Source organism: Arthrobacter sp. GW460-12-1-14-TSB2 (genome assembly GCF_059423525.1).
Map to the genome: position 1 here is coordinate 1 of NZ_JBWKYC010000029.1, position 23935 is coordinate 23935.

Here is a 23935-nt window from a genome sequence, read left to right on the forward strand (position 1 = left end):
GGGCGGGGCCGGGAGCCGGGACTCGAGGAAAGTCCGGAGCTGGTCCAGCGTGAGGTCATCCAGTGTCACGATCGACAGCTGCCGGGCCACCACCGATTCCATCAGCTCCATCGGCAGTTGCCGGTCGGAACGGTGGCTCGCCAGCATCCTGATGTCCGGTTCTGCGAGGAGCTGGTTGATCACCCACAGGGATGTCCCGTCGAGGTGGTCCACATTGTCCAGGACCACCAGGATTCCGTTGGCTCCCGGGTCCTGGCTCCGCAGCGCATCACGGCAGGCCCGGACAATGTTCAGCGGCGACACCTTGGCACCTGCAGGCAACGCAGGTGCCAATACACTGCCGATGCCGAACTTCATCCGACGGCAGGACGCGGGAATGCTGTGCACAATGACCGTGAGCTGGCCGGAGAGTGCCTCGGCCGCCGCCGCGATGAGCCTGCTACGGCCCGATCCGGCTGCCCCCGTAACGATGACGCCTGAACTCTCGGATCCTGTGAGGGCAGTGACTGCAGCCCGCAGTTCAGCCACCCGAATGACCGGGGGGAAAGGTGAATTTCCTGCCCTAACGTCCATGGTTGCGCCGATTCCTTAGCCGTGGAGCGCGAAGATCCGGACCGCCCCCAACCCACCTGCCGGCATTAGCAACTTCCACGCTACCTAGCCACTGCTTGCGCTGGCGTGAGTGGTGACTACTCGAATATGCCCGCCCCTCGCTCTCAGCCCCGTTCAGGCTACTCACAGGCATCCGTGTAAAGTGGAGCGGGTGTTAACGGTCTCTTCGGGTCTCTTGACGGTCCCGCTGGCTGCTTCTGGGGAGTATGCGGCTTAGCTGGTTTCACTATCAGCATTGATTCTGGGCGCGGCCATTGCTGCGCCAATCTGGCGGTCATGACCCGTACTTGGCGTGCCCTCATGGGGTACCTGCCATCCCTGTTAATGTCCCCAACAGATATGTATCCCAAAAAAAATGAAACACATGACCACACCAATCATGGCTGTGTTGATCCTCCTTATCGGAGTATTGACCGCCGGCTGCGCCGCCCAATCGGCGCCCAGCCCGTCGGCCTCCACCAGTCCTTCGTCAGCCACCGCAGAAGCGTTGCCGGCAACTCCGAAGGCATCACCCTCACCGAGTAAGACGCCGGCGGCGGCCCCCGTCGAGGAACCTGCACCAGCTGCGGTTTCCGCTCCCGAGACTGCTGCCGCGGCTCCCGCGCCGGTAGCAGTGGCTGCAGCAGTGCCCGCGGCCGCGCCCGCAACCAGCAAGTACCCGTTGCACACCAACGTCGTAAGCACCACTTTCTGGGTCGGCGAAATCTTCAACGCCAGCCTTGCTGACGGATCCCAGGTGTGCTCGACGTACAACGGCCAGTGGGCGTTCCAGCACACGGGCATCAACGCGGGCACCACACCCGCGTCGGCCTCTGGTTGCCCCGGCAGCATCTACGGCGGCTGCGACGGTGTGAGCTCCGGCACAGGCGCCTCGTTCGCCTGCGCTACCGAAGCACGCGACGCTTCCAACGGATACTTCCCGAAGAACCAGCCCGCCCCGCTGGAGAACCCGTTTTACCTTGACCTGCCCTACGACGACGTTAATGACAGCGTCGCGTTCCAGCAGCGCTGCCAGGTCATCCCTTGGGCTGCCGCGGACAACGCTGCCACCGGTGTTGACCACTGCGCCGACGGCAGCTACTCCTACATGAAGAACCGCTGGGTGCAGATGACCGGACCCAACGGCAACGTCTGCTACGGACAGATTGAGGACGCCGGTCCTTCAAGCGGTTCCGAATATCATGATGCGAACTACGTTTTCGGTGCCGCCGACGCACGTCCGGCGAACACCGATTTCTCCGCCGATGGCACCCAGGGCGCGGGAATGGATGTTTCCCCCGCACTGAACGGCTGCCTCGGCTTCGCCGAACTGGACGGCAGCGGCGACCACGTCTCGTGGAGGTTTGTTGACCGCGCCGACGTCCCCGCCGGGCCGTGGCTGAACGTCCAAACTACCTCGGGTGTGAGCTGGTAACAGCAGCATCTCGCTGAACGCAGCGGCGCCCCTCCCCTGGACATAATGTCCCTCGGGAGGGGCGCTTTTCTGCGCTACCGAGTGACGCCGGCGCCCGCGGTGGCTTCTTCCAACTCGAGCACTTCACCCTGGACACGCCGCATCGGGCTTACCCACACGCCCGATGAGGCCGCTGAGTAGGCCCGTGGCAGGACCATCAGGCAGATCACCGAGTCAAGGATCCGCATGAACGGGAAGAACGGCGCCATCAGCAGGATGGCCGGCCGGCGGAGGGCAATGGCCGCGATGACGGTGAGCGTGAGGTCCGGGATGAGGACACCCAGCAGGACGTCCTGCGGACGCACGAGACCGGACAGGTACAGGAAGGATGCGCCGTTGTCTCCGAAGGCTTCCAACTGCATTGACGCCACCAGAGAGAGCAGGAAGACCGGAATCAATAAGACGAAAAAGATGCAGCTGATGACCAGTTCGATGATGTAGAACACCAGCACGAACCAGAATTTTCCGGCCTGCAGCCGGTGCCGCCGGACAGTCTGCCAGAATCCGAGGATCCAGCGCCGCACCTGCCTGGTGTAGTCCTGCAGGTTGTCCGGATCCTGGGTGTAGGCGACGGCGGCCGAAGGGTGGAACGCGATCCGTCCCAGTTTCTTGGCATGGATCTCGAAGGTCATGTTGAAGTCCTCGATGACCAGGCCCGGTGCCAGTACTTTGATTTTTGCGAGGGCGCTGGTCCGGTACATGCTGGCAAAGCCCGGCACGATCGAGACGACGTTGGCACCCCTGGCCGCCTGCCCGTATTTCAGCAGGAGCTGCACCACAATGTACAGCCGCTCACGGTAGGCAACCAGGAAGCGCCCAAGCACCGTGGGCGCCGGCGGCGTCATGATGGACTTGGCACGGCCAGCCACGGCAACCACGAAGGGATCACCGAAAAGCGGCAGGCCGGTGTCCAGGTAGTCGGGGGTTGGCCGGGTGTCCGCGTCCAGCATCATCACCACTTTGAAGTTTCGGCACAGCTCGAAATAGGCAATTCCGGCGGCAAGCGCCCCGGCCTTCCCCCTATTCGGTTCCAGATCCAGCACCTTGACCCCGGCGGCGCGGGCAATCGCTGAAGTATCGTCCGTGGACATGTCCGAGATCACGTGGATGTTCCGGAGCGGCACCAGGGCCGCAGCTGCCCGGATGGTCTCCCGAATGACCAGCGCCTCGTTATGCGCAGCAATGAGTACCGCAACATTTGCCGGCAGGATCCTCGGGGCCCTGGCACGGTGCCGGCCATGCTCCCGCTGGATCTGCCCCCGGTGTGCCCGCGGTGCAGGCAACGTGTGGACGCCGTGGACACTGGAGCCAAGCCGGTTGGCCAGCGGCCAGCGCTGCAGGAGCCGGAGCAGGCGTCCGCTCAGCGGAGGGCCCAGCGCCACTCGCCGGACGTACTGCTCATTGGCCAGGCGCAGCAAGCCAACGAACGACCAGAAGATCGTGCTGATTCCAAGAACGAGGACGATATATACGGCTATCACAGCGACGGTGCTCCAATCGTGTCGTACATGGCATAGTCATCCGTGACGAGTGTGCCATTCCTGAAGAGGTTCAGCCCGAAGCTGATCGCGGTTGCGCCAGCGGGCAACGCGGGAGTGGTGAAGGTGGCCTGCGTGTAGGAACCTGCCGCTGCGAACCAGGGACTGGACGTCCAGTAAACCCAGGTGCCTGCAGAGTTCCGGTAATACACGGCGAACTGCGTCACCGTCGTCGAGGTGTACCAGGCGCGAAGCGAGTAGCTCCGGCCGGCGACGGCGGCCGGTGCGCACGATCCGGCGTCGAGCGTTGGCAGGAGCTTGGCATCACCGCTGGAATAGTTGCTCACCACGAGGCGCTCTGCCTTGGTCCCCGTCCTGGCGGTTGAGACGGTGCTGAAGGAGGCGGTGTTGGAGCCGAATCCCGCGGTTTGCCAGCACTGCGGCGTGGAACCGGCGCCTGCCGTTTCAAGGCTGGCATTCTGTACCAGGTTGGTACCGGCTGGCGGAGGGGGTGGCGAGGACGCAGTGTCGGTCATTTCGTAGTCGTCGGTGGTTAACGTGCCATTGCTGAACAGGTTGAGCCCGAAACTAATGCCACTAGCTCCCGAGGGCAGGGCGGGCGTTGTCCAGCTGGCCTTTTGGAACGTAGTGGCGGGCCCGAACCACGGGCTCGAGGTCCAGTACACCCAGGACCCGGCGCCTGTCCGGTAATAGAGCGCAAACTGAGTGTTGGCCGTGGACTTGTACCAGGCGCCCAGTTGGTAAGTGTGCCCGGGCGTAGCCGTCGGAGAGCATCCGCCTAGGTCCAGGGACGGCAGGAACTTTGCATCGCCGTTGACGTAGCCGGTCACTACCAGCCGCTCGGCCACGGATCCGGTCCGTCCGGGGCTCACCGTGGTGAACGTTCTCGAATTCGTGCCGTAGCCGCCCTCCTGCCAGCATTGGGGCACACCGCCGACCAGGGTTTCGAGGCTTGGGTTCTTGACCAGGTTGCCGCTCGTGGGCTGCGGCGGAACGGCGGGGCCGGACACGGCAGGCTTGACCGTTCCGCCGATGACCTGATTCACCGTTTTCACCGTAGTGGTGGCCGGCCGGGCTTTCAGCCAGGCCGCAAACTGTTGGAAGACGGTCGGGGTGACGTTCAGGGGATCCGCGCTGGAGGCTGCGATGTGATGGAACGTCAGCTGAATCCAGCCGCCCACCGATTCTGCCTGTGTGACGGACCGCTGGAGATCGGCGAGTGACCAATTGTTGTCTACCTGGTCCGGCGCGGCGGTGTTGTAGGCATTGGCTGGCGGGATGGTCTCGGCCAGGGCACATCCGGCGCAGCTGAACCTGGTCTGGATATCACCCAGGCCGCGCGCGCTGTTGTATCCGCAATTCTTTACGATGCCTTCCGTCGTTGCGTTGGAGGATGCGAACGGATAGGCAAAACTTGTGACGGCGAAACCCCAGTTGGTCAGGTTTACCCTGTCGTTGCAGACCTGCCGGGTCGCCTCGTCCGCAGGGAGTGTGACGAGGTCCGGGTGGGTTACCGTGTGCCCAGCGATTTCGTGGCCGTTGGCAGCCAGGCTCTGGAGGTTGGCGACGGTCAGGTAGTTGGGGGTGCTGATCACTCCGGAGGTGATGTAGAACGTCCCGTCCAGCCCATAATTGTTCATGATCTGGGCGGCGGTCATCTGGTCGGCATTGCCGTCGTCGAACGTCAACGACACCACCGTTGGCACCGCTGCCTGGGCGGGAAAGGCCAGCGCAGCCACACCTGACACTGCGAGGGCCACGATGCCCAGGACCGTCACGGCGGTCTGTGCCAGTTTTCCAATCCTGCGGGGTGCAGGTCCCACGTCAACCTTCGTTGGCAATCGCCCCGGAGTGTTGAACCTCATGGGAATCGACTCGATTCTTGTTTTCGAGCCCGTGGAGCCTCAGCACTGGCGGCAACGGGCGGGGCCTAGGGGGCGGCGGCCGGCGCCCCCGTGTCGTACATCTCGTAGTCATCTGTAGCCAGCTCCCCGTCGCTGAACAGATTCAAGCCAAAACTGATCCCGACAGCGTCTGCCGGCACCGGCGGTGCAGTCCACTCAGCCTGCCGGTAGGCAGCGCTGGCGGGAAACCATGGGCTGGCTGTCCAATAGGTCCAGGTGCCAACCTTGTTGCGGTAGTACAACTCGAACTGCGTGGATGCCGTGGAGCTGTACCAGGCCCGCAGCGTGTAGCTGTGGCCGGGGACGACGCTTGGCGCGCACGCCCCCAGGTCCATGACAGGCAGCAGCTTCGCGTCCCCGGATGTGTATCCGGTAACGTCCAGCCGCCGCGCGATGTTGCCGGTACGGCCGGGAGCCAGCACGCTTAGAACGTGTGAATTCTCGCCGTAGGAGGAGACCTGCCAGCACTCCGGAAGTCCGTATTTTCCGGCTGTTTCCAGCCCCGGGTTACGCAGCGCGTTGGTGCCTGGCGGCGCGGGCGGAGCAGAAGGTCCCGGAACTGCGGGCTTGGCCCCTCCCCCGATGACGTCGTGCACGGTGCGGATGGCAGTGGTGCCCTCGTCAGTCCGGGTTACCAGCCATGAGACGAAGTCATTGAAGAGTGCCGGGCTGACGGACCTCGGGCTGCCGCTGTCGTCGATGTCATAGAAGGCCAGCTGCAGCCACCCTCCTGTGGTCTCAGCTTCCATCACTGACTGCTGCAGATCCGCAATGGTCCACGCGGAACCGACCTCCGGCGTCGACCTCGTGCTGAACGGGTCAGCCGGCCGCACCGTTTCAGACACGGCGCAGTCGCCGCAACCCAGCCGGCTGCGGAGATCGCCCTCACTGCGTGCACTGTTATACCCGCAGCCGGCAACCATCGCCTTCGCCTCCGGCGACTTCGCGGCGAACGGGTAGGAAAAGGAGGTGACCTTGAAGCCCCAGTCAGTGAGGTTGGACCGGTCGTTGCAGACCTGCCGGGTGGCTTCATCAGGTTCAAGTGCCGTCAAGTCGGCGAGGGTTGCCGTGTGGCCGCCAATCTCGTTGCCATCGGCGGCCAGCGCGTGCAGGTCCTCCACTGTCATGTAGTCCTTTGCCCCCATGAACCCGGAGTTAACGAAGAACGTCCCCCGCAGTCCTTGGCTTCGAAGGGTCCGGGCCGCAGCCAACTGACTGGCCCTGCCGCCGTCGAACGTCAGTGTGACCGTGGTCAGCGCCAGGCTGGTGTCCACTGGTGCCGCAAAATTCTTCAGCGGCCCCTGTGCGTCCTTGGCCGGTATCATGCTGTCCTTTGGCGCCAGGGCGGCGGACCCTGTCAGGAGTGCCAGTCCGGCAAGCCACGAAACTGCCAAGAGCGTTGTCCGTTTCCGCTGCCTGGTCAATCCGGAACCGGGCGGACCGCCCTGCTCCCCCGGCAGTTCATACCTTTCGCTCATGACAGACATCCCCTTTTACATCCGTATCGCCCGGCCGCAAGAGGATCCCCCAGGCCGCAGTGTTTCATGAAGTGACACCTTGAAGGGGTCGGTGACGACTGGGGGGAAGCCTTGGTCTCAAAGGCTTGTTCGCCACCGACCCCCGATCATGGGCCCCGGGCCTGCGCGCCAGGGCTGGCTGCCTCGCGGCAGCTGCGTCGGCAGAATTGGGAGAGGTTTCACCGGCGGGCTCCGCTGGCCCGGGCATTCCTGCTGCCATGGCCGTCACGGACTGCCGTTCAGGGGTATGGTTGCGTGCATTCGCCCGCAAAGGTGCGTCCATTCCCATTTTGAGACCCGATGCTCCCCCGGAACTCTGTATCTATCCGACATCCAAAGCCTATTAAGCCGGGAGGCCTGCGGCACGAGTGGTGCCTACCCGTCTTTGCCTTTATCGCGTGCCGGGTGGGCCCGGCGCCACTCGCCCGCTACCCGGCGCGGTACTCGTTGCGTACCCGAAGACACCCGAAGTGGCAGGCGCCTGGGAGCCACCGAGAGGGGTGCCGTGGTGAAATGGTGTCTAAGTAAACCAGAGGGGGGCGTGGGAACCGGATGTCAGCCATCAGCCGAGGCTCGGGTCCGGCCGCCAGGGCCGAAAAGGAGCCGTCGCCGCAGCCGGTTGAGCAGCCGGTTGCCGGTGGATCCCGCGCCCGCCGGCCGTTTCAGCTGCGCCAGCCCTCGTCGCCCCTCATAACCGGAATTGCTGTGGCCACCATCCTCGCCAGCGTGATCTTTTTTTGGGCCTGGCGTTCCGGCCTGGCCACGGGAGCCGCGCAACCCACGTGGTTCGCAGGGTACGTCGATGTCACTGTCTCCCCGCCCTACGCCTTCGAGGAGGGTGCTACGCCGGGCACCAGGGACGTTGTGCTGGCTTTTCTTGTCGCTTCCCCGCAGGACTTCTGTGTGGCCAGCTGGGGCCCCACCTACGGCCTCGAGGAGGCAAACACCGCCCTGGGCCTGGAGAAGCGGATTTCCGATCTTCGCTCCCGCGGCGGATCGGCGGCCGTGTCCTTTGGCGGGGCGCGGAACGGTGAACTGGCCACAACATGCCGGGACGAAGGGAAGCTCCGCACCGCCTACCGGGACGTCATTGAGCGCTACGAACCTGCCTTCATCGACTTCGACCTGGAGGGCGCCGACCTGCTGGACCAGGCCGGTGGCGAACGCAGGGCCAGGGCAGTGGCGGCGTTGCAGGGAGACCGCAATTCGTCAGGTAAGGAGCTCGCGGTCTGGCTGACTCTTCCTGCTTCTCCGAGAGGACTCACCGACGCCGGCATAGCCGCCGTCGAACAGATGCTCCAGGCTGGCGTGCAACTGGCCGGCGTCAACATCATGACCATGAACTACGGCGCCAGCCGGAGCATTTCCCAAGGCATGCTCGAAGCCGCCAAGGCTGCGGCGGAGGCCACGCATGACCAGCTAAGCATCGTGTACCAGCGAGCCGGGATCAACCTCAGCCGCGAACAGCTTTGGAAGAAGATCGGGCTGACCCCCATGATCGGCCGCAACGACCTGCCGGGCGAGATCTTCGGGCTGGACGCTGCCCGTGACCTGAAAGACTACGCCGTGGAGTTGGAGATCCAGCGCCTGTCGATGTGGTCGCTGAACCGCGACGCGACCTGCCCCTCCAGTGAGCAAAGGGAAGACGCCAGCTTTACCTGCAGCGGCGTGGACCAGGGAGGCAGCAGATTCTCCGATCTCCTGGGATCAGGACTCCCTGGCCGGATGGATTGAGGCCGGATGGATTGAGCGCGGGCCTTACTTCACCTGGCTGGTTGTGACTACGTCCAGCCAGGGGCCTGGCGGAACATCCTTCTGATCCACGAATTGCCAATCCACTTTGTCCGCTTCCCCGTTGAGGGTGCTGAAGCCGAGGCAGCCGTTGAGGGCCGGCGAAACGTCCATTCCGGCGCCATTGAACTTCTTGTTGGCCGGCCGCGCATCGTTCGCACCAAAGACGTACTCCTTGTCCTGGTATTCCCCCGGGCCTGCATCCTGGATTTGGCCGTAGCACTCCCTGCCGTCCTTGCGGATCTTGACCCAGCGGTTCTTCATGTAACTGAAGGAGCGGTTGGTGGCCTGGCCTTTGTATCCGTCGTCGTTTGCCCAGGGGATGACTGTTGCCCGCTCCCGGAAGGCGGCGGCATTGTTGATATCGTCATACGGCAGGTCGAGGTAGAAGGGGTTCTCCTTTGGCTTCAGGTTGGCGGGCGCATAGCCGTTGGAACCTGACCGTGGTTCGGTCTCACAACCGTCAGATGTGAGCCGGCCGTCACAACCGCCATAACTGTCCATCCACTTCGAGTCATAGGTGGAAAAGACCTGGCTGCCGTCGGCGGCGTCGGGGTCAAAGACTTCGCCCACCCAGAAGGTGGTGGCAACAATGTTCGTGTGCCAAGGGTATTTCCCCTGCGACCGTTGCTCTGACTCCGGAGGTGTGCAGGCTGTGGCCACCATTGACAGCAGCAGCACGGCCGCCAGCAGCCCTGTCCTGCCTGCACTGCGTGCACGGCAAACCAGCTCGGAGTCAGTTTCGCGCACTGTTTCCCCTAGGAATCGATAGCCGCCCGGACCTCAGTTGTTTTCACTTCATTCTGGGACAGTTGCGCCCCCGTCCGGCGCGGCACCTCACGGACGGCTAGTTGGCCGCCATCGTGACTTTCCACCCGAGCGGATCGGGTGCTTTCACCGGGCGGTGATCGGCCGCCACGTTCTGGATGATCTGGTCCAGCGTGGTCTTGGGGTCGAAGCCCACCAGATCTTTGGCTTTGCTGTTGTTTGGTACTCGGCGGCGCATGTCCTCATAACCCTCCGCGTAGGCCTGTTCGTAGGGCACCAGGGTGATGGGGCTTTCACTGCCGAGCAGCTCCACGATTCGCTGAGCGAGGGTCAAAATCGAGATCTCATAGCTGCCGCCGAGGTTGTAGGCATTGCCGTGGGCGGACTCTTCCTCCGAGATTTTGGTGATAGCCGGGACGATGTCGCCGACGTAGGAGAAGCACCGCGTCTGGTGTCCGTCGCCATAGACCGTCAACGGCTCGCCGGCCAACGCCTGTTTGACGAGGCGCGGCACCACCATTCCGTACCGGCCGGTCTGCCGCGGACCAACGGTGTTGAACAGCCGGACGATGGCGACCGGAAGGCCGAACTGCCGCCAGTAAGCGTGCGCGAATGCCTCGTCGATCCCCTTTGCCGCGGCGTAGGTCCACCGGGACTTGAGCGCGGAGCCGAGGATCCGGTCCGACTCCTCTGACAGGCTGTCCGAGGTGTTCTTTCCGTAGATCTCACTGGTGGACGCCAGGAGCAGCGTGGCACCGGACTCCAGGACAGCATCCAGGACCACTTCCGTGCCGTGGATGTTGGTGCGCAGACTCTCCAGCGGGTGCTCCACGATGAGGTTGACGCCGACTGCTGCCGCCAAGTGGAACACCCGGTCAGCACCTGCCACCACTTTGTCCACCGCCGCGCGGTCCAGGATGGTGCCCTCCACGAAGTGGAAGTTCCGGTGGCCAATCACTGTCCGGAGGTTCTCCAGGCGACCGGTCGAGAGGTCATCCAGAACGGTGACTGTGTCTCCGGCCGCGAGGAGGTGCTCCACGAGATGGCTCCCGATGAAGCCGGCTCCGCCGGTGATTGCTGTTTTCACTTCTCCTACTTTCTTTTGAAGCCCAGCGGGCCGCTGGAATCACAACCTGAATTCACAACCTCGTGACGTTGGTCCCGGCCGGAAGCCGGTAGGTGGTGTCGAGGACGGCCGGCGCGTCGCGCAGCCACTCGATGTCCATTGCCGAGTGCCTCGTGTGAAGGATGACCAGGTCCGCGTCCCAGCCCGAGGGATCCTCGAGCGATTCCAGGGCACTTCCCTGGCCGTCGGGAGCCGTGGGGCACCACGGATCGTGGTAGGCAACGACAGCGCCGTGGGCGACCATTGCGGCGATGATTTCCAAGGCCGGCGATTCGCGGAGGTCCTCGACGTCCGGCTTGTAAGCCACGCCAAGAACCAGCACACGGGCTCCGCTGATTCCGTGGTTCCGGTCCGAGAGGATGCGGCGGGCCTTTTCCACTACCTGGTGGGGCCTGCCTGCGATGCCCGCCATGGCGTGCTCGATGACCGGAGCCGTGACCCGTGCCTTCCTGAGCTGCCACAACAAGTAGTGCGGATCGCACGGAATGCAGTGGCCGCCGACACCCGGACCGGGGGTGAACGGCATAAAGCCATAAGGCTTCGTCGAGGCCGCGTCAATCACGTCCATGACCTCCATGCCCAGCTCGTGGCAAATATCCGCGAACTCATTGGCCAGCGCGATGTTCACCGCACGGAAGGTGTTTTCGACAAGTTTGGTCATCTCGGCCACATCAGCGGACGGCACGACGTGCACGAGCTTGGTGCTGGCCTGGAGCAGTGCCGACGCGGCCTCACCGCAAGCGGGAGTTACTCCGCCCACCACCCGGGGGACGTCCTCATGCGAGAAAGCGTCCACTCCCGGGTTGATCCGCTCCGGCGAGAAGGCCACGAACACGTCCGAGCCCGGGATCAGGCCCTTGGCGGCCAGCGGCACTGCCAGGAGATCCCGGGTGGAGCCCACGTAGGTGGTGGACGTCAACATCAGCAGCTGGCCCGGTACCGCGAATTCCACCACCGAGGCGCACGCCGCTCGCAGAATGCCGAGGTCCGGCACCAGGTACGGATCCACCGGCGTGGGGACACAGACCACCACTGCCGCCGCCCGTGCCAGCAGGGACAGATCCGTGCTGATCATGAACGTCGGATCCTCCAGGGCGTTACCCAGCCGGACCTTGTCGGAGTCCAGCAGGTCCGCCTGGCGGGACCGGATGACAGCCAGCCTGTTCTCGGACACGTCAAGTCCCAGGACGCGCCGTCCGGAGGCGTTGATGGCCAGCGCGGTCGGCAGGCCAACGTACCCGAGTCCGACTATCGCGACGTCGAACGTGAACGTGAGATCCTGGGCGGCGTCGTCCGCCACGGCCTCTGATTCCACGGCCTCGGGCGCGCGTTCAGGCGCCCCTGCCCCGTTCTCCGGCCATTCCCGGGAATCGTCAAGCAGCGGTGGAAGTTCGGCCCGGGTCAGCGGGGCCTTGTGAGCCTTTAGTTTGGTGTTCGGTGTCATGCTAAACCGACCTCCCGGTATTCGATTTGTCCCGTTTGTGTGAAGGCCGGCGACGACGGGTGGCAGGTCCCGGTCTCAGAAGACGCTGCCTGCTTCGTCGCCGGCTCGAATGGGGTGCCCGCAATCGGCGGTATGCTGGTCGCCCTGGAGGAGCGTTCGAGGGCGATAGCCACATGAAATTCCGAAAGCCAGTTGTCAGCTGATTGATACACGTAGAGATTCACTTCTTTCCCCAATAAATGCCTGCGGCCCAACAACCTACAGCGTATTAACCAACCACCTGCCGGGGCGCGAGTGGGCTCTACCCGTCTTTGCGGGTGCATCACTGAGGGGAACGGGGTGGTACCCGCGCGGTCCGCCCCCACCACTCGCATGGATACTCGTTTGAGGGCCATGCGAACGCAGTGGCGGCTCCGGTTTCGGGGCGCAGGCAATTATCCAGCGGGTAGCCGGAGGCTTGACTACCGTTGGCGGGCGCTATGTAGTCCGGTCCGTGGCCGGAGGGGCAGGGCAGGACGGGGCAGAGCCTGAATCAGCGAACCGGGCCCGTCACGGGCCCTAGGCAGGGCCAGGCAGGCCGGAGTGGCGGGCACCGTAGGCCACCGAAGCCAGATCCTCACGGTGGCTGATACCGAGTTTCGCGAACATCCGGTAGAGATGGCCTTCCACCGTCCGCAGTGAAAGCCCCAACTGGAGCGCGATCTCCCGGTTACTCGCCCCCGCCTGGACCAGAGCCGCGATTTCCTGCTCGCGCCGTGTCAGCTTGTGCAGGTCCGGTGGGATCTCGGCCGCCGAAGCACCGGCCTTGTTGAGTGCAGCATTCCGCTGTTTGACGAGTTTCTGGGCCTCGAACTGCCGGGGTTTGTCTCCCCGGGTCTCGAGGATCCGCAGGGCGTGGGTGGCGCATTCCGCGGCCGCCAGGTCCAGTCCGTCCCGTGCCGCCGCATCGCTCATTTCGACGAGGCGATTGACGTCCTTGGCAGCCAGGGCACGGCAGTACGCGGCCAGGAACTCCGCGCTTCGCCCTTCACAGCCCTCCGCCGCCGCAGCCAGGCGCGGCACAATGGACAGGTCCCCGAGCCGGAGCACCAGGGATAGGATCTCCACTTCGTAACTGAGGAATCCGGAGGTTGCCGCGGCGTCGGCAAGCGCCATGAGCTTTGATACAGCTGCCTGGACACCGACCCGTTCGGCCCGCGCCGCAACTGTGTAGGCCTGTCCCAGCAGTGAAGTATGGCGGTGATCCGACAGCAGCGCGTCGTAGGCGTTCGCGTTTGCAGTGGCCGTGTCCGTCCGGTTGAGGATGGACGCGGCGTACGCGGTGGCCGCGAGCGCATCGGGCAAGTCACCGCCGGCGTCGGAGAGGCGCAGCACCTCGGCTGCCTGGCTCAGCTTCGGCAGGGCCGCCCCGATGGTGCCCCGGCGCAGGTCTGCCGTGCCAGCCGCGAGGTGCAGCATCCCGCCAAAGTAGATCAGGGAGTTCGAGGCCTGCGCGATATGGTTCTGCAGGTAGTCGTCGAGGACGTCGAGTTCACCGGCATGGAGCAGCGCCAGCAAGTAGCGCCTCATCACGAACTCGGCGTACTCAAGCCGCCGATCACCGCTGGCCGCGAGGATGTCCTCGACGTCCATCACAATCTGCAATGCAGATACGGCGCGTCCCGTAAGTGCCAGCGACTCTGCCAGCAGCGTTCCGGCCAGAAGCCGGGACTCGTCGTCGTCCGTGGATTCCCAGATCTCCTGGAGTTCCTGCTCCGCTTCCACATGGCGTCCTGCCGCCTGGTAGCCTTCCAGGGCAAGGAGCCTGCTGCCCAGCCGGGCGGTGGCCAACTCCTTCGTGTCGAACCCGGGAGTGGCGTCTTCCAGCCTGGAAACGGCCTCTGCCCACGCATCGGCTGCCCGCAACACGGCCTCGGGCCCGTTGCGCTTGCCCGCGGCAAGCTGGGCCGCGAGCATCGATGCCTGCCGGACGGTGCGCAGGTCGGTGGCTTGTTCCACCACACCCTCGAGGCACAGGCCCGCTCCGACGGGATCGCGCCCATAGAGTTTGGCGCGGGCCAGCTCCACTTGTGCCGCGAGTTTGAGGGACGGCTCCCGGATCGCACCCACGACCCGTTCCACGTAGTCGGGAATGAAGAGCCGGTTCGCCAGCTGGGCTGCCTCGAGGATGTCTGCGTCAGGGACGGTTGCCCCGGACTCCAGCGCCCAGGTGACGTGCCGGAGCCTGCCGTCCAGGGTCTCGGGGCGGGAGTCCAGAAGGTCGACAATCCGTCGTCGGATGGTCACGCTGCGGGCGGTCGGTACCAGCTGCCTGATCACTTCGCCGATCAGCGGCTGCGCGAGGCGGACGTGCCGCGCGGCGTCGGCAGAGATTGCGATGAACTGGAGCTCCTTGAGTTCATCGACGGCGTGGCTGTCGCTGGCCCGCTGGAGGACGCTGAGCGGAATAGCCTCTGCCAGCGCCACCGATTCCAGTGCCTGACGCTGTTCGGGGTTCAGCTGCATGATCTGGTTCCGGACCAGGTCCATCAGCCGGACGGTGGCCGCTCCGGGCTCGCCGAGGAGCACCCAGGTGTCATTTCGCTGAAGCAGGTGGCCGCGGGACTTGGCATGGGTTATAAGTTCCAGCAGGAACATCGGGTTTCCGCCGGATGACCTGAACAATACGGCGCTGGCGCTGGGGACGAGGGGCGAGCCAAGCACGCGCGTGCACAACTCGTCCACTTCTTGCTTGGTCAGCGGCTGCAGTTCGAAACGGTCCACCAGCCCTTCCGACCACATCGATAGCACTTCCGGAGGCGCCGAAGGATGCGGGCGGCAGAGCAAGACCACCCTGGCGGCCTCCGCAGCGGCCAGCTGTGCAATGACGGCTGCACTGCTGTCGTCCAGATGCTGGGCGTCCTCCACCACCAGCACAGCTTGCGACTGGTCCCGCAGGCCCTCCGGATTGAGTTCCGTTACCAACGCCTTGAGCACTGCGCGCGGCTGGTCCGTCTGTCCGGGAGTCAAAGCGGTCAGCAACGGTGCAAGGGCCGCATACGGTACCTCGGAAAGCGACGGTCCCGCGTAGACGTAAAAGGGCCGGATCCGGCTGCCAAGCTCAAAAACAACCTCGTTGATCAGGGCGGTCTTGCCGATGCCGGCGTCTCCAAGGATCAGTGCGCCGGGGCCGTTGGCGTCGAGGAGGCAGTCGACAACCGACGCAACCATGCCGAATCGCCCAATCAGCCGCTCTGCCGTGATGGTGGTTTCAGTCATGGCTGGTCATCTCCTGTACTGCCAAGGGCTACCGGAAGCTCCAAACGCTCTTCGATTTTTAGCTTGCCGTAAATCTGGTAGAGGTGGCCCTCCACTGTCCGCACTGACACGTGCAGCTGGGCCGCGATGCTCTTATTACTCGCCCCGGCGGCGGCCAGCTGTGCTATCTGGAGTTCGCGGGCCGTCAGCGTTAGCCGGTCATGGGTGCCGTCCTGTGGCGTCCGCAACCGCCGGCGACACGTTTCCGCCAGGTGCTTCGCCTGCCTGACCAGGCTCCTTTCGAGGTGCGCCTGGTCGAGGTTCAGGATCGACTCGGCGATGTCCAGGGCGAACCTGTCATTGTGAATCCTGGCTGCGAGGTTTGCGGCGGCCATGAGGTCGTCGGCTTCGCGGGTCATGACGCCCCGGGCGTAATGTGCGCACAGTTCCGCGAAGGGTCCCTGACTTTCGCGCGCACTATTCAGCAGCCTCGGCGCCGCATCGGATTCCCCCAGTCTGACGGCCGAACTCAGGCACAGCAGCTCATGCCCGACGTTGCCGGAACCACGGTCATCCTCCGCCATGCGGAGCAACTGCTCAATTCCCGTCCGCGAGCCGTCCAGTTCGGCCCGCGCAAGGGCCGTGAAGTAACCTTCTGCCCGGGACACCTTCCAGGTTTTCCGCCTGGACACGGATTCCGTCTCGGCAAGATAAGCGAGTGCCGCTTCCCGTTCGCCCTGCAGCGCGGAAGCATAGGCCGCCGCGGCACAGGCCAGGGGCAGGATGCCATCACTGTCCTGGATTCGCAGCTGGCTGATGCCGGGAACGAGGAGATCGAGTCCGTCGCGTCCGCGGCCCTGCATGCAAGCGCAGATCGCTTCCGGTATTTCAGTGGCACTGAACCGCCGGTAGATCACGGATGACGGGAGCCAGTCCTCCGTTGGCAGGGTCTCGGTCGACTCATCCCACCTGCCGGCCACCAGGTACGCAAAGCGGAGCCGTGAGATCACCGACTGCGCGATGGCCACCGGGATCTCAGGCCGCAGGCACTGCAACTTCAGCTGTTCGGCGAGCTCGGCGGCATCTGACTGGCGTCCCGTCACGGCCCACGCTTCACACAGCCAACTGCCCGCCTGAAGCCTGAATTCCGGGCTGTGGAACTCGACATTGTTCAAGGAATCGGTGAGGTCCGCCGCCATGTCCCGGTAGCTTCCGTCATAGCCGGCTGCTTCAGCTTCGGCCAGCGTGAGCTGTTCCCTGATGCGTCTGAGGTCCGGTGCCGACATTTTCTCTGCCGGACCGGACGTATCGTCATATAGTATTTTCCGGGCCTTGGCCAAAGACGCCGGCGCCTCGCGCCAGGCGTCCGGGGTGGCGAGGAAAACCGAGCTCTCAGACAGCAGTATGCCGATCGATTCGGCGAGCGCGGGGTCTCCCTGCGACAACTTGCGGTGCCGCCGAACCACGGCCAGGGCCTCCTCCACTTCACCGAGGGTCATCAGCGCCGCCACTTCTTCGGTAACTGCTGCGGCCAGCGCATCGTGTCCCGGGATGGAGCGGACGAACCGGAGCGCCAAGGCAGCATCCAGCCGCCTGTTGGCGAGTCGGGCGGCCGAAAGGGATTCTTCGATCGACAACGGTGCGCCGCAGTCGAGGGCCCAGACCGCGAACGGCAGTTCCGTGGCGGGGGTGCGGAGGGAGGGGGCGGCTGCCAGGAGGACCATTTCACGGAGCTCGTTGCTCCGGCCGGGCGGAACGTTCTCGCGGACCACATCTGCCACCAGCTGGCTTTGGATCCTCACGCGGCGGGGCAGGGAGTCCTCGACCGCAAGGACCCCGCGCTCTTCGAGGGCGTCCACGTCGTCGGCAGCCACGAGCGTCAGCAGCGTGTCCAACGGCAGGGTTTCCGCGAGTGAGAGGATTTCCAGGATCCGCCGGTCAGCCTCGCCCATGCGCCCCAGCCGCGTGGCGATCAGGTCGGTGATGGCCCGTCCATGGACCCTGTGATCGGCCGTCAGGACCCACACCCCGTCCCGGACCACCAGCGAACCGGAGTCAGCCAGCTCCATGGCGAGCATCTTGAGGTAGTGCGGGTTGCCATCGCTTGCTGCCCAGAGCGATTGGACGGCAGAGTGTGAGACCTTTGCGCTGAGGCCTTCTTCAAGCCAGCTGACGGCTTCCCGGAAGGACAGTGGTTCGAGGTTCACCCGGGTCAGGAATCCGCCGTCGCACAGTCCCGAAATCTCTGCCGACAGCCGCAGCGGATCTGAGCAAGTCAGGACCAGGCGGACTGCGCGGTTTCGGGCGAGCTGGGCGATTGTCACGGCCGTCAGTTCGTCGGCTTCGCCGGCGTTGTCGACGAAAAGGTAAACGGTCTTTCCCTTGGCCCGTTCCCGCAGGAGCCGCATGAGACCGGACAACACCAGCACGGGGTGGTTCAAGTATCCCGGCTCCAGGTCGCTCAGCAGCATGTTGAGGGCCCCGTACGGCGAACGGGACAAGGCGGCACTGCACCGAAGCGTCACAACCAGGGAATCGTCACGGAACTGCTTGAGTGCGTGGGTGGTAAGGAACGTCTTTCCGGTGCCCGAGGCTCCGGTCACCAGTACTCCCCCTGCTGACTCCGCCAAGGCGCGGGTAATATCGCTGACCGCCTGCTTGCGACCGATCAAAGGCCATGCGGCGCCCCGTGACATTCCGGCGGACCTGGTGGCGTGTGAACTGGCCACATTATCAGCTGTCAACATGAGTGAGACCTCTGTATTTACGAGCGATTCCTGGTACCCCAAATTAACCAGCTGTCACGCCCGCGGGCACCAGTAGTGAGTACTCGAATTTGCGCCTTAGCCATACCTGTACTTGGAAAGCAAGTACCCCTGGTCGCCGGTCCAAGGTACGCAGGCCCGCGGATCTGCCGCTGACAGGCGGCTAGAGCGGCGCCCGGGGCGCTTCGAAATAGTTAACAAGTTGCCGCCGCCGTACCGTTTCGACGGCCGCGTCCGAGTAGGGCCTCCCGGTCCAGGTACTCATTTCCCGGGTGATGGTTTGGCCTTAACCGGCGGGTCCTCTCCGAGGCCCGCAGCGGCAGCCAACTCGTCACGTCCCGCGATGCCAAGCTTCAGGTAGCAACGATAAAGGTGGCCTTCCACCGTGCGGACAGAGATCTGGAGCTTGTCCGCAATCATCCGGTCGCTGAGTCCGGTGGCCGCCAGCCCCACAATGTTCCGTTCGCGCTTGGTCAGGATGGGGGCCACCGTGTCCGGCTGGGCTTCGTTGCCGGCGTGGCCCAGCTCTTCGTTGCACCGGGCGATGCCGGCCCGGGCCATGGCAGCCAGCTCCCGGTTCCGGCTTCGGTCCAATGAGGTCAGGGCTGCGGCATAGGCATCCGAGGCCAGTTGGAAGGCCGACGCCGCGAAGAGGGACTCCCCCGCACGCAGGAACAGTTCGGCGCTGCCATCGGCGAGCGCGGCAGAGTAGTCGGCCAGTGCCGCAGCCCAGGTGCCTTCGACGGCGCCCGCCAGCTCCTGCAGCCGCCCCAGCCTGGTGGCGTCTCCCAGGCCCATGGCCAGGGCGAGGGCATTCAGTTCCAAAAACGCGGCGCCCTGTCGCGCGGCTTCCTCCGCATTGCGGTGCAGGGCCGCGATGCCGGACCCGGTCCCTGCCTGGAGCTCCTCACCGGCAGCAACGAAGTCCCGCGCAAACGCTGTCACAAGGTGCATGCCGCGCTCGCCCCATGCTTCATAGTCTGACCGCAGCCTGTCGGCCTCGGCCTTGAAGCCCTGGGCTGCGGCCACGTAGTAGGCCATGGCCGCGCAGAACCGGAACATCTGCTGGGGATCGCTGTCGCGGAGGGCCTCGAGCCCCGTGACCAGCAACTCCAGGGCTTCGGCGAGCTTCCCCTGCCGGAGTGCTATGTAGCCCATCACGACGTACGAGGCACCGCTGAACGAGACCATGGCGGAACCGAAAGACGTCTGGGCGTAGCCGTCCAGGAGCTGCTGGGCCTCTGCCCACTCCCCTGCGGCCAGGTCGCAGGCGACGAGCCGGACCACGGTGAACTCCGGGAGGAAGAAGATGTCGTTGTCGGGAGGCTGGACCTGGCCGTAGGCATCCATCGCGAGCTGGCGCCCTTGCAACGGATACCCCAGTGCACACAGCCGTTCGGCCTGCAGGGCCAGTGCCATCGACCTGGTGAGCGCGCCGTCCGGTTCCCCGGCGGAAGCGTCGGCCACCAGCAGGTCATCGAGCCTGGGACCCATCTGCCTGTAGTCGCCCGTGAGCGAGTACGCCATGAGTTCCACCAGGGACGCCCGCCGTGCCGTGACCTTGCGGATGGCGGCCGACTCCGCGGGGTGGGCCGCGGCCTCTTCTTCGCCCCACTGGCGCAGCCGCCGGGCATCGTCCGTAATCGCCGAGGCGGGGTGCCCGAGTGCCGTCCGGGTGGCCGACCTCAGGAGGCTGTTCACCACCATGTGCGTGAGGCCGCTGCCGGCGTCCACATTCACGTTCAACAGGGCGGCGGCTTCGTCGTAGTGCCCCAGGTTGTAGTGCGAGCGGGCCATCACGGCCCGTGCCGTCTGTTGCAGTTCAGGATCCCGGACAGCCCAGGCGATGCGCAGGGCCGTTTCGCTTTCGAAGAGCTTGCAGGCCAGCACAGCAGCCCGGATCAGCAGTCTGGCAGGAACTTCCGCTCCGCAGTCCAAAGACCAGGAAACCATCCGGAGCAGGGACTCGGGTTTATCAGCGGAAAGTTCCATCCGGGACACGAGCTCCCGGTGCAGCTGCAGGCTTCGGGCCGCGGGAACGATACGGCGCAGAACTTCCCCGTAGACCGGGCTGACCAGCCGGAGGGTCGGTTCACTGTCCACCGACTGGACTACCAGCCGCTGGTCCAGCAGTTCCTTGACCGCGGGCTCACCGGCAATTTCTCCCACGAGGGTCCTGTCCACCGGTTCAGCCAGCGCAATCAGGTTCAGCGCCTCACGGCCGTCGGCCGAGATGCGCATGAGCTGGACCTTGACGACGGCGGTGAGTTCCAGCGTCCGTACATGGGAGGAACCTGCGTTGAGCCAGACCCCGTTGCGCTGGATCAGGTCGCCCGAACGCTGGGCCTCGCGGATCAGGGTCTTCAGCAGCAGCGTGTTCCCGCCGGCCTCCTGCCAGTATTCACGCGACGTGCTGTTGAGCACTTTGCCCTCAAGCAGCGCCTCGCACAGTTGATGACCCTGTTCCAGGGTGAGGGGGGCGATGTCGAACCGTTCGGCCGTGCCGTCATGCCAAAGCCGTAGCAATGGCTGGGGTATGCCGGGTCGCGGAATGCAGGTGGCGACGAGTTTGGCCCAGCCCGCCTGGACAAGTTCGGAAATCATCTCGGCCGTGGCGGTGTCGAGGTCGTGTGCGTCGTCGACCAGCAGCAAGGCCGGTCCCGGCCCCTTCCTGCCACTTTCGAGGTGCGCCCACAGCGCCCTGAGGACGGCCACTTTTGAGGTCACGTCCTCTACTGAGAGATCGGCGAGGTAGGGGGATAGTGCACCGTACGGAACGGGCGAAAGTGACGGGCTTCCGTGGACAGTCATGACCGCCTGCCGGCCATTTCCTGCGCTATTCAGTTGCGTCAGAAATGACGACGCTCCCAATCCGGCGTCGCCGACGACGAAAACCGCCCAGCAGTCATCCGACGCGAGGGCGTCTTTGACCGCGGACAGCATGTCCCCCCGGTCTATCCAGGGTTCATCAGCATTCTGGCGCCGGGTCCCGGCGCGCGACCGCCCCGAAGCCTTCCCGTCAGACTTGAGCGGTTCCTTCAAGCTCACTCCTCGATGAAATCCCCATTTTCGTGAAGATTTGGTAGAGATGGCCTTCCACCGTGCGTATGGAAAGCTGCAGCCGGTTGGCGACTTCCTTGTTGCTCAACCCCTGGCTGGCCATCCTGGCAACCTGCCGTTCCCGTTCGGTCAGTTCAGGTCCCACCGTATGCGGCATCAGCGGCAGCACCGGCAACGTTTCCACGAGCCGGTCCAGCCGGTGCTGGGCGGCACGTGCGGACTGGGAGTCACCCTTTTCCCTGGCGATGTCCAGCGCCAGCACGACGCATCTGGACTCCACCGCGTCGAGGTGCAGCTCCTGGGCCAGTGTCGCCGCCTCAAGCAGTAGTTTGGAATCCTTCTTTCTGCTCCCCTCCCCGACCAGACGGTTGACGCTGGCCATCTTTCCCTGCCTGCGGGAGGAAACCTCGGTCAGCAGGACCAGTTCTTCCTCCGTTCCATGCACCGTAGCACCGAACAGGCTGATGGAGGCAGTGGTGGTCCGCCCTTTGGAAATGTCCTCGTGCGCGGACTCGATCAGCTTCTGCTTTGCGCCCGGATCCTTGAGCCACCGCTTGGCCATCCGCACGCAGAAGTCGGCCATCCAGGAGGTGAACCAGGCGACATGCTGTTCCTCCTGGGCGGCCAGGTCGAGGAAGTTTCGCGATTCCTGGATATCACCGGCCTGGGCATAGGCGAAGGCCAGCGCTGAGCAGGCCAGTGACGGTCCGTAGTAGCTTCGCCTGATTTCCAGTTGTGCCTGGGCGCCGAGCAATGTGTCGATGGCGAGGTCGGCCCGTCCGGCATAGGTGTAGGCGACGCCCAGCGCAAGTTCCGCCGCCCCGCCCAGGTACTGCATGATTTTGGGCTTCTGGTCCAGCGCGTCAGTGAGTATCCTGACGCAGTCCTCCCATTGGCCGCTGCAGAGCAGGGCGGCAAACAGTCCTTCGGCCTGCCAGCTCAGCATTCCGGGCACCACGTTGGACTGTTCCATCCGGTGCTGAATCTCGGCTGCCAGGGCAATGGCGTCGGCTTCCCTGCCCAGCACTGCCCACGCCATGGTCAGCAGGCAGGCGCAGTTCAGGACGTACAGCGGGTCGCCGTCTTCTTTGTAGGCCTGTTCCAGGTCTCCGGCGACGGCGGCATACTCACCCTGGTGGATCATTTGCTCGAATTCGGCGAGCATGATCAGCTCGTGGGCACGGGCAAAGTCGGCAGGTGTCTCATTGCCGATGGATGCCCTTTCCCGCCGGGCCAGCTCCTGCCGGGCCGCCGACAGGATGCTGTCGATCCGGGTGTACCCTCCGTGGACCCAGAGCAGCGCGCTGCAGAAATCCTGCACGCAGCTCGCGTAGGCGGTCGCGGGGAGTTCAGCCAGCTGCTCGGGTGTGACCTCCTCCAGGACCGCCACAGCCGATTCATGCTCGGCCAGCGTCATGTAGGCGGCGGCCCGTTGCCTGGCAGCTTCAGCCCAGTGAGGATCTCCGACGTGGATCTGCGCCAGTGCTTCCAAAGCGAACATCGGGTCGAACAGCCGGTTCGCCGCAGCGGCTGCGGCCAGTGCGAACGCCGGCTCCACAGGCTCACCGCAGTCAAGGGTCCAGGCGACATACCCCAGGAGCTCTTCGACATCCATCTCGGCAGGGGTTGCACCCACAACCCGTGCGACGAGCTGGTGCAGTTCCTTGCGCCGCGGCAGGTCCATCCAGCCCCGGATGACTTCGCCGACGTATTCGTCCTTCAGGCTCACCCAGCGGCGGCCCGTCTCGCCGACTTGCAGGTACCCGGCCTTTTCGAGGTCGGCTACGACCGCCGGGTCCAGGACATCAAGGAGGACGAATAAGGGAACCCGGCGGATCAGGGCGAGCCACTCCAGGCCTTCCCTGACTTTGGGGGTTTCACGTGCAAGCCGGGACCTGACCAGGTCCACAAGGGCGTCGGCTTCCGCGAGGTTGATCCCCCCGCGGAGCGCCCACACTTTCCCCGCGAGGTGGAGGTTGCCTGAACGCAATTGCTCAATCACGATCGCCTGGAGAACCAGCGGGTTTCCGCCGCTCGCCGCGTACAGCGAACTGGCGGCTGTAGCAGTCACGGGACGCCCGAGAACGCCGGCAAGCAGTTTGCTCACTTCCGGCCGGGTGAATACTTCGAGCCGGACTTCCTCGAGCGAATTGTTGCGGAGGAGCCGGATCAGGTCTTCGGGCATGTCCGTCACGTTGCGTACGGTGACCATGAGCTTCGCGGCGCCGCTCAGGATGAGGTGCATCAGGACGGCGGTGCTCATGCTGTCGATCGCCGGCAGGTCTTCGAGCACTACCAGGACAGGGCGCCCTGCGGCGTCTTCGCGGATGAGCCGGGAAATGCCGTGGACAATTTCACCCGGGGATTCCAGCACATGTCCGGGCAGCCGGGCAACGAGAAACGCCAGTTGACCGAACGGAATGGCAGGATCGGTGGTGGTTCCGTGGAGGTGGATGACATGCATCTTGCCCACCAGCTTGGCTTCCACTGCGCGCGCAAATGTAGACTTGCCGACGCCTTGCGCGCCGACAACTACGACGCCGTGAAGTTCGTTCTCGGACAGGATCGAAACGACGGACGCCTGGATGTCCTGCCTGACCAAAGACGACCACTTACGACGCGCGGAGGCTCCCATGCCCCGGCGTTCAGTCTCCAGGAGCCCCCCGTGTTCAGAGCCTGGTGATGCAAGCACGATCGATCACGCTACCTTCGTGGCTCCAGCTGATGCGAGTTGGCTGAGCCGTCGGGTGTTCAGTTTT

General features: G+C 64.6%; 13 protein-coding genes. 2 read left to right on the plus strand and 11 right to left on the minus strand.

Going from position 1 to position 23935, the window contains the following annotated elements; all coding sequences use genetic code 11:
- Nucleotides 1-573: P-loop NTPase family protein (locus AC07YR_RS21515; RefSeq protein ID WP_494735197.1), on the minus strand; the 573-nt coding region annotated here is incomplete at its 3' end.
- 403 nt (nucleotides 574-976) lie between these two features.
- Here AC07YR_RS21515 and AC07YR_RS21520 point away from each other — a divergent pair.
- On the plus strand, nucleotides 977-2026 hold the full coding sequence (locus AC07YR_RS21520; protein ID WP_494735198.1) for a hypothetical protein: 1050 nt from the start codon (nucleotides 977-979) through the stop codon (nucleotides 2024-2026).
- A 74-nt stretch (nucleotides 2027-2100) separates the two neighbouring features.
- On the opposite strand, the gene AC07YR_RS21525 is transcribed toward AC07YR_RS21520, so the two are convergent.
- The 3 genes from AC07YR_RS21525 to AC07YR_RS21535 all read right to left on the minus strand — a co-directional run bounded on the left by AC07YR_RS21525 (nucleotide 2101) and on the right by AC07YR_RS21535 (nucleotide 6946).
- On the minus strand, nucleotides 2101-3546 hold the full coding sequence (locus tag AC07YR_RS21525) for a glycosyltransferase family 2 protein (protein ID WP_436057081.1): 1446 nt from the start codon (nucleotides 3544-3546) through the stop codon (nucleotides 2101-2103).
- Nucleotides 3543-5387, minus strand: coding sequence for a polysaccharide deacetylase family protein (locus AC07YR_RS21530; RefSeq protein WP_494735199.1), 1845 nt, complete (start codon nucleotides 5385-5387; stop codon nucleotides 3543-3545). Before AC07YR_RS21530 ends, AC07YR_RS21525 begins: the two co-directional genes overlap by 4 nt.
- A gap of 107 nt (nucleotides 5388-5494) precedes the next feature.
- Nucleotides 5495-6946, minus strand: coding sequence for a polysaccharide deacetylase family protein (locus AC07YR_RS21535; protein ID WP_494735200.1), 1452 nt, complete (start codon nucleotides 6944-6946; stop codon nucleotides 5495-5497).
- Nucleotides 6947-7537: 591 nt separating this feature from the next.
- On the opposite strand from AC07YR_RS21535, the gene AC07YR_RS21540 reads away from it, so the two are divergent.
- Nucleotides 7538-8719: a chitinase gene (locus AC07YR_RS21540; RefSeq protein WP_494735201.1), complete on the plus strand. Its 1182-nt coding sequence runs from the start codon at nucleotides 7538-7540 to the stop codon at nucleotides 8717-8719.
- A gap of 24 nt (nucleotides 8720-8743) precedes the next feature.
- Here AC07YR_RS21540 and AC07YR_RS21545 read toward each other — a convergent pair whose 3' ends face one another.
- The 7 genes from AC07YR_RS21545 to AC07YR_RS21575 form a co-directional block, all read right to left on the minus strand.
- Nucleotides 8744-9526 carry a hypothetical protein gene (locus AC07YR_RS21545; RefSeq protein ID WP_436057077.1) on the minus strand — a complete coding sequence of 261 codons (783 nt, stop codon included), beginning with the start codon at nucleotides 9524-9526 and terminating at the stop codon, nucleotides 8744-8746.
- A 97-nt stretch (nucleotides 9527-9623) separates the two neighbouring features.
- The gene (locus AC07YR_RS21550; protein WP_055803938.1) at nucleotides 9624-10631 is read right to left on the minus strand and encodes a dTDP-glucose 4,6-dehydratase; all 1008 of its coding nucleotides are present in this window, start codon (nucleotides 10629-10631) and stop codon (nucleotides 9624-9626) included.
- A gap of 52 nt (nucleotides 10632-10683) precedes the next feature.
- Nucleotides 10684-12114 (minus strand): nucleotide sugar dehydrogenase, encoded by a 1431-nt coding sequence (locus AC07YR_RS21555; RefSeq protein ID WP_494735202.1) that lies wholly within the window; start codon nucleotides 12112-12114, stop codon nucleotides 10684-10686.
- 558 nt (nucleotides 12115-12672) lie between these two features.
- On the minus strand, nucleotides 12673-15372 hold the full coding sequence (locus AC07YR_RS21560; RefSeq protein ID WP_436057075.1) for a LuxR C-terminal-related transcriptional regulator: 2700 nt from the start codon (nucleotides 15370-15372) through the stop codon (nucleotides 12673-12675).
- On the minus strand, nucleotides 15369-18047 hold the full coding sequence (locus AC07YR_RS21565; protein WP_436059280.1) for a helix-turn-helix transcriptional regulator: 2679 nt from the start codon (nucleotides 18045-18047) through the stop codon (nucleotides 15369-15371). The genes AC07YR_RS21560 and AC07YR_RS21565 overlap by 4 nt, the downstream gene beginning before the upstream one ends.
- A gap of 330 nt (nucleotides 18048-18377) precedes the next feature.
- Nucleotides 18378-21158, minus strand: coding sequence for a helix-turn-helix transcriptional regulator (locus AC07YR_RS21570; protein ID WP_494735203.1), 2781 nt, complete (start codon nucleotides 21156-21158; stop codon nucleotides 18378-18380).
- Nucleotides 21136-23778, minus strand: a complete 2643-nt coding sequence (locus AC07YR_RS21575) for a helix-turn-helix transcriptional regulator (RefSeq protein WP_494735204.1) — start codon at nucleotides 23776-23778, stop codon at nucleotides 21136-21138. Before AC07YR_RS21575 ends, AC07YR_RS21570 begins: the two co-directional genes overlap by 23 nt.
- Nucleotides 23779-23935: the final 157 nt, after the last annotated feature.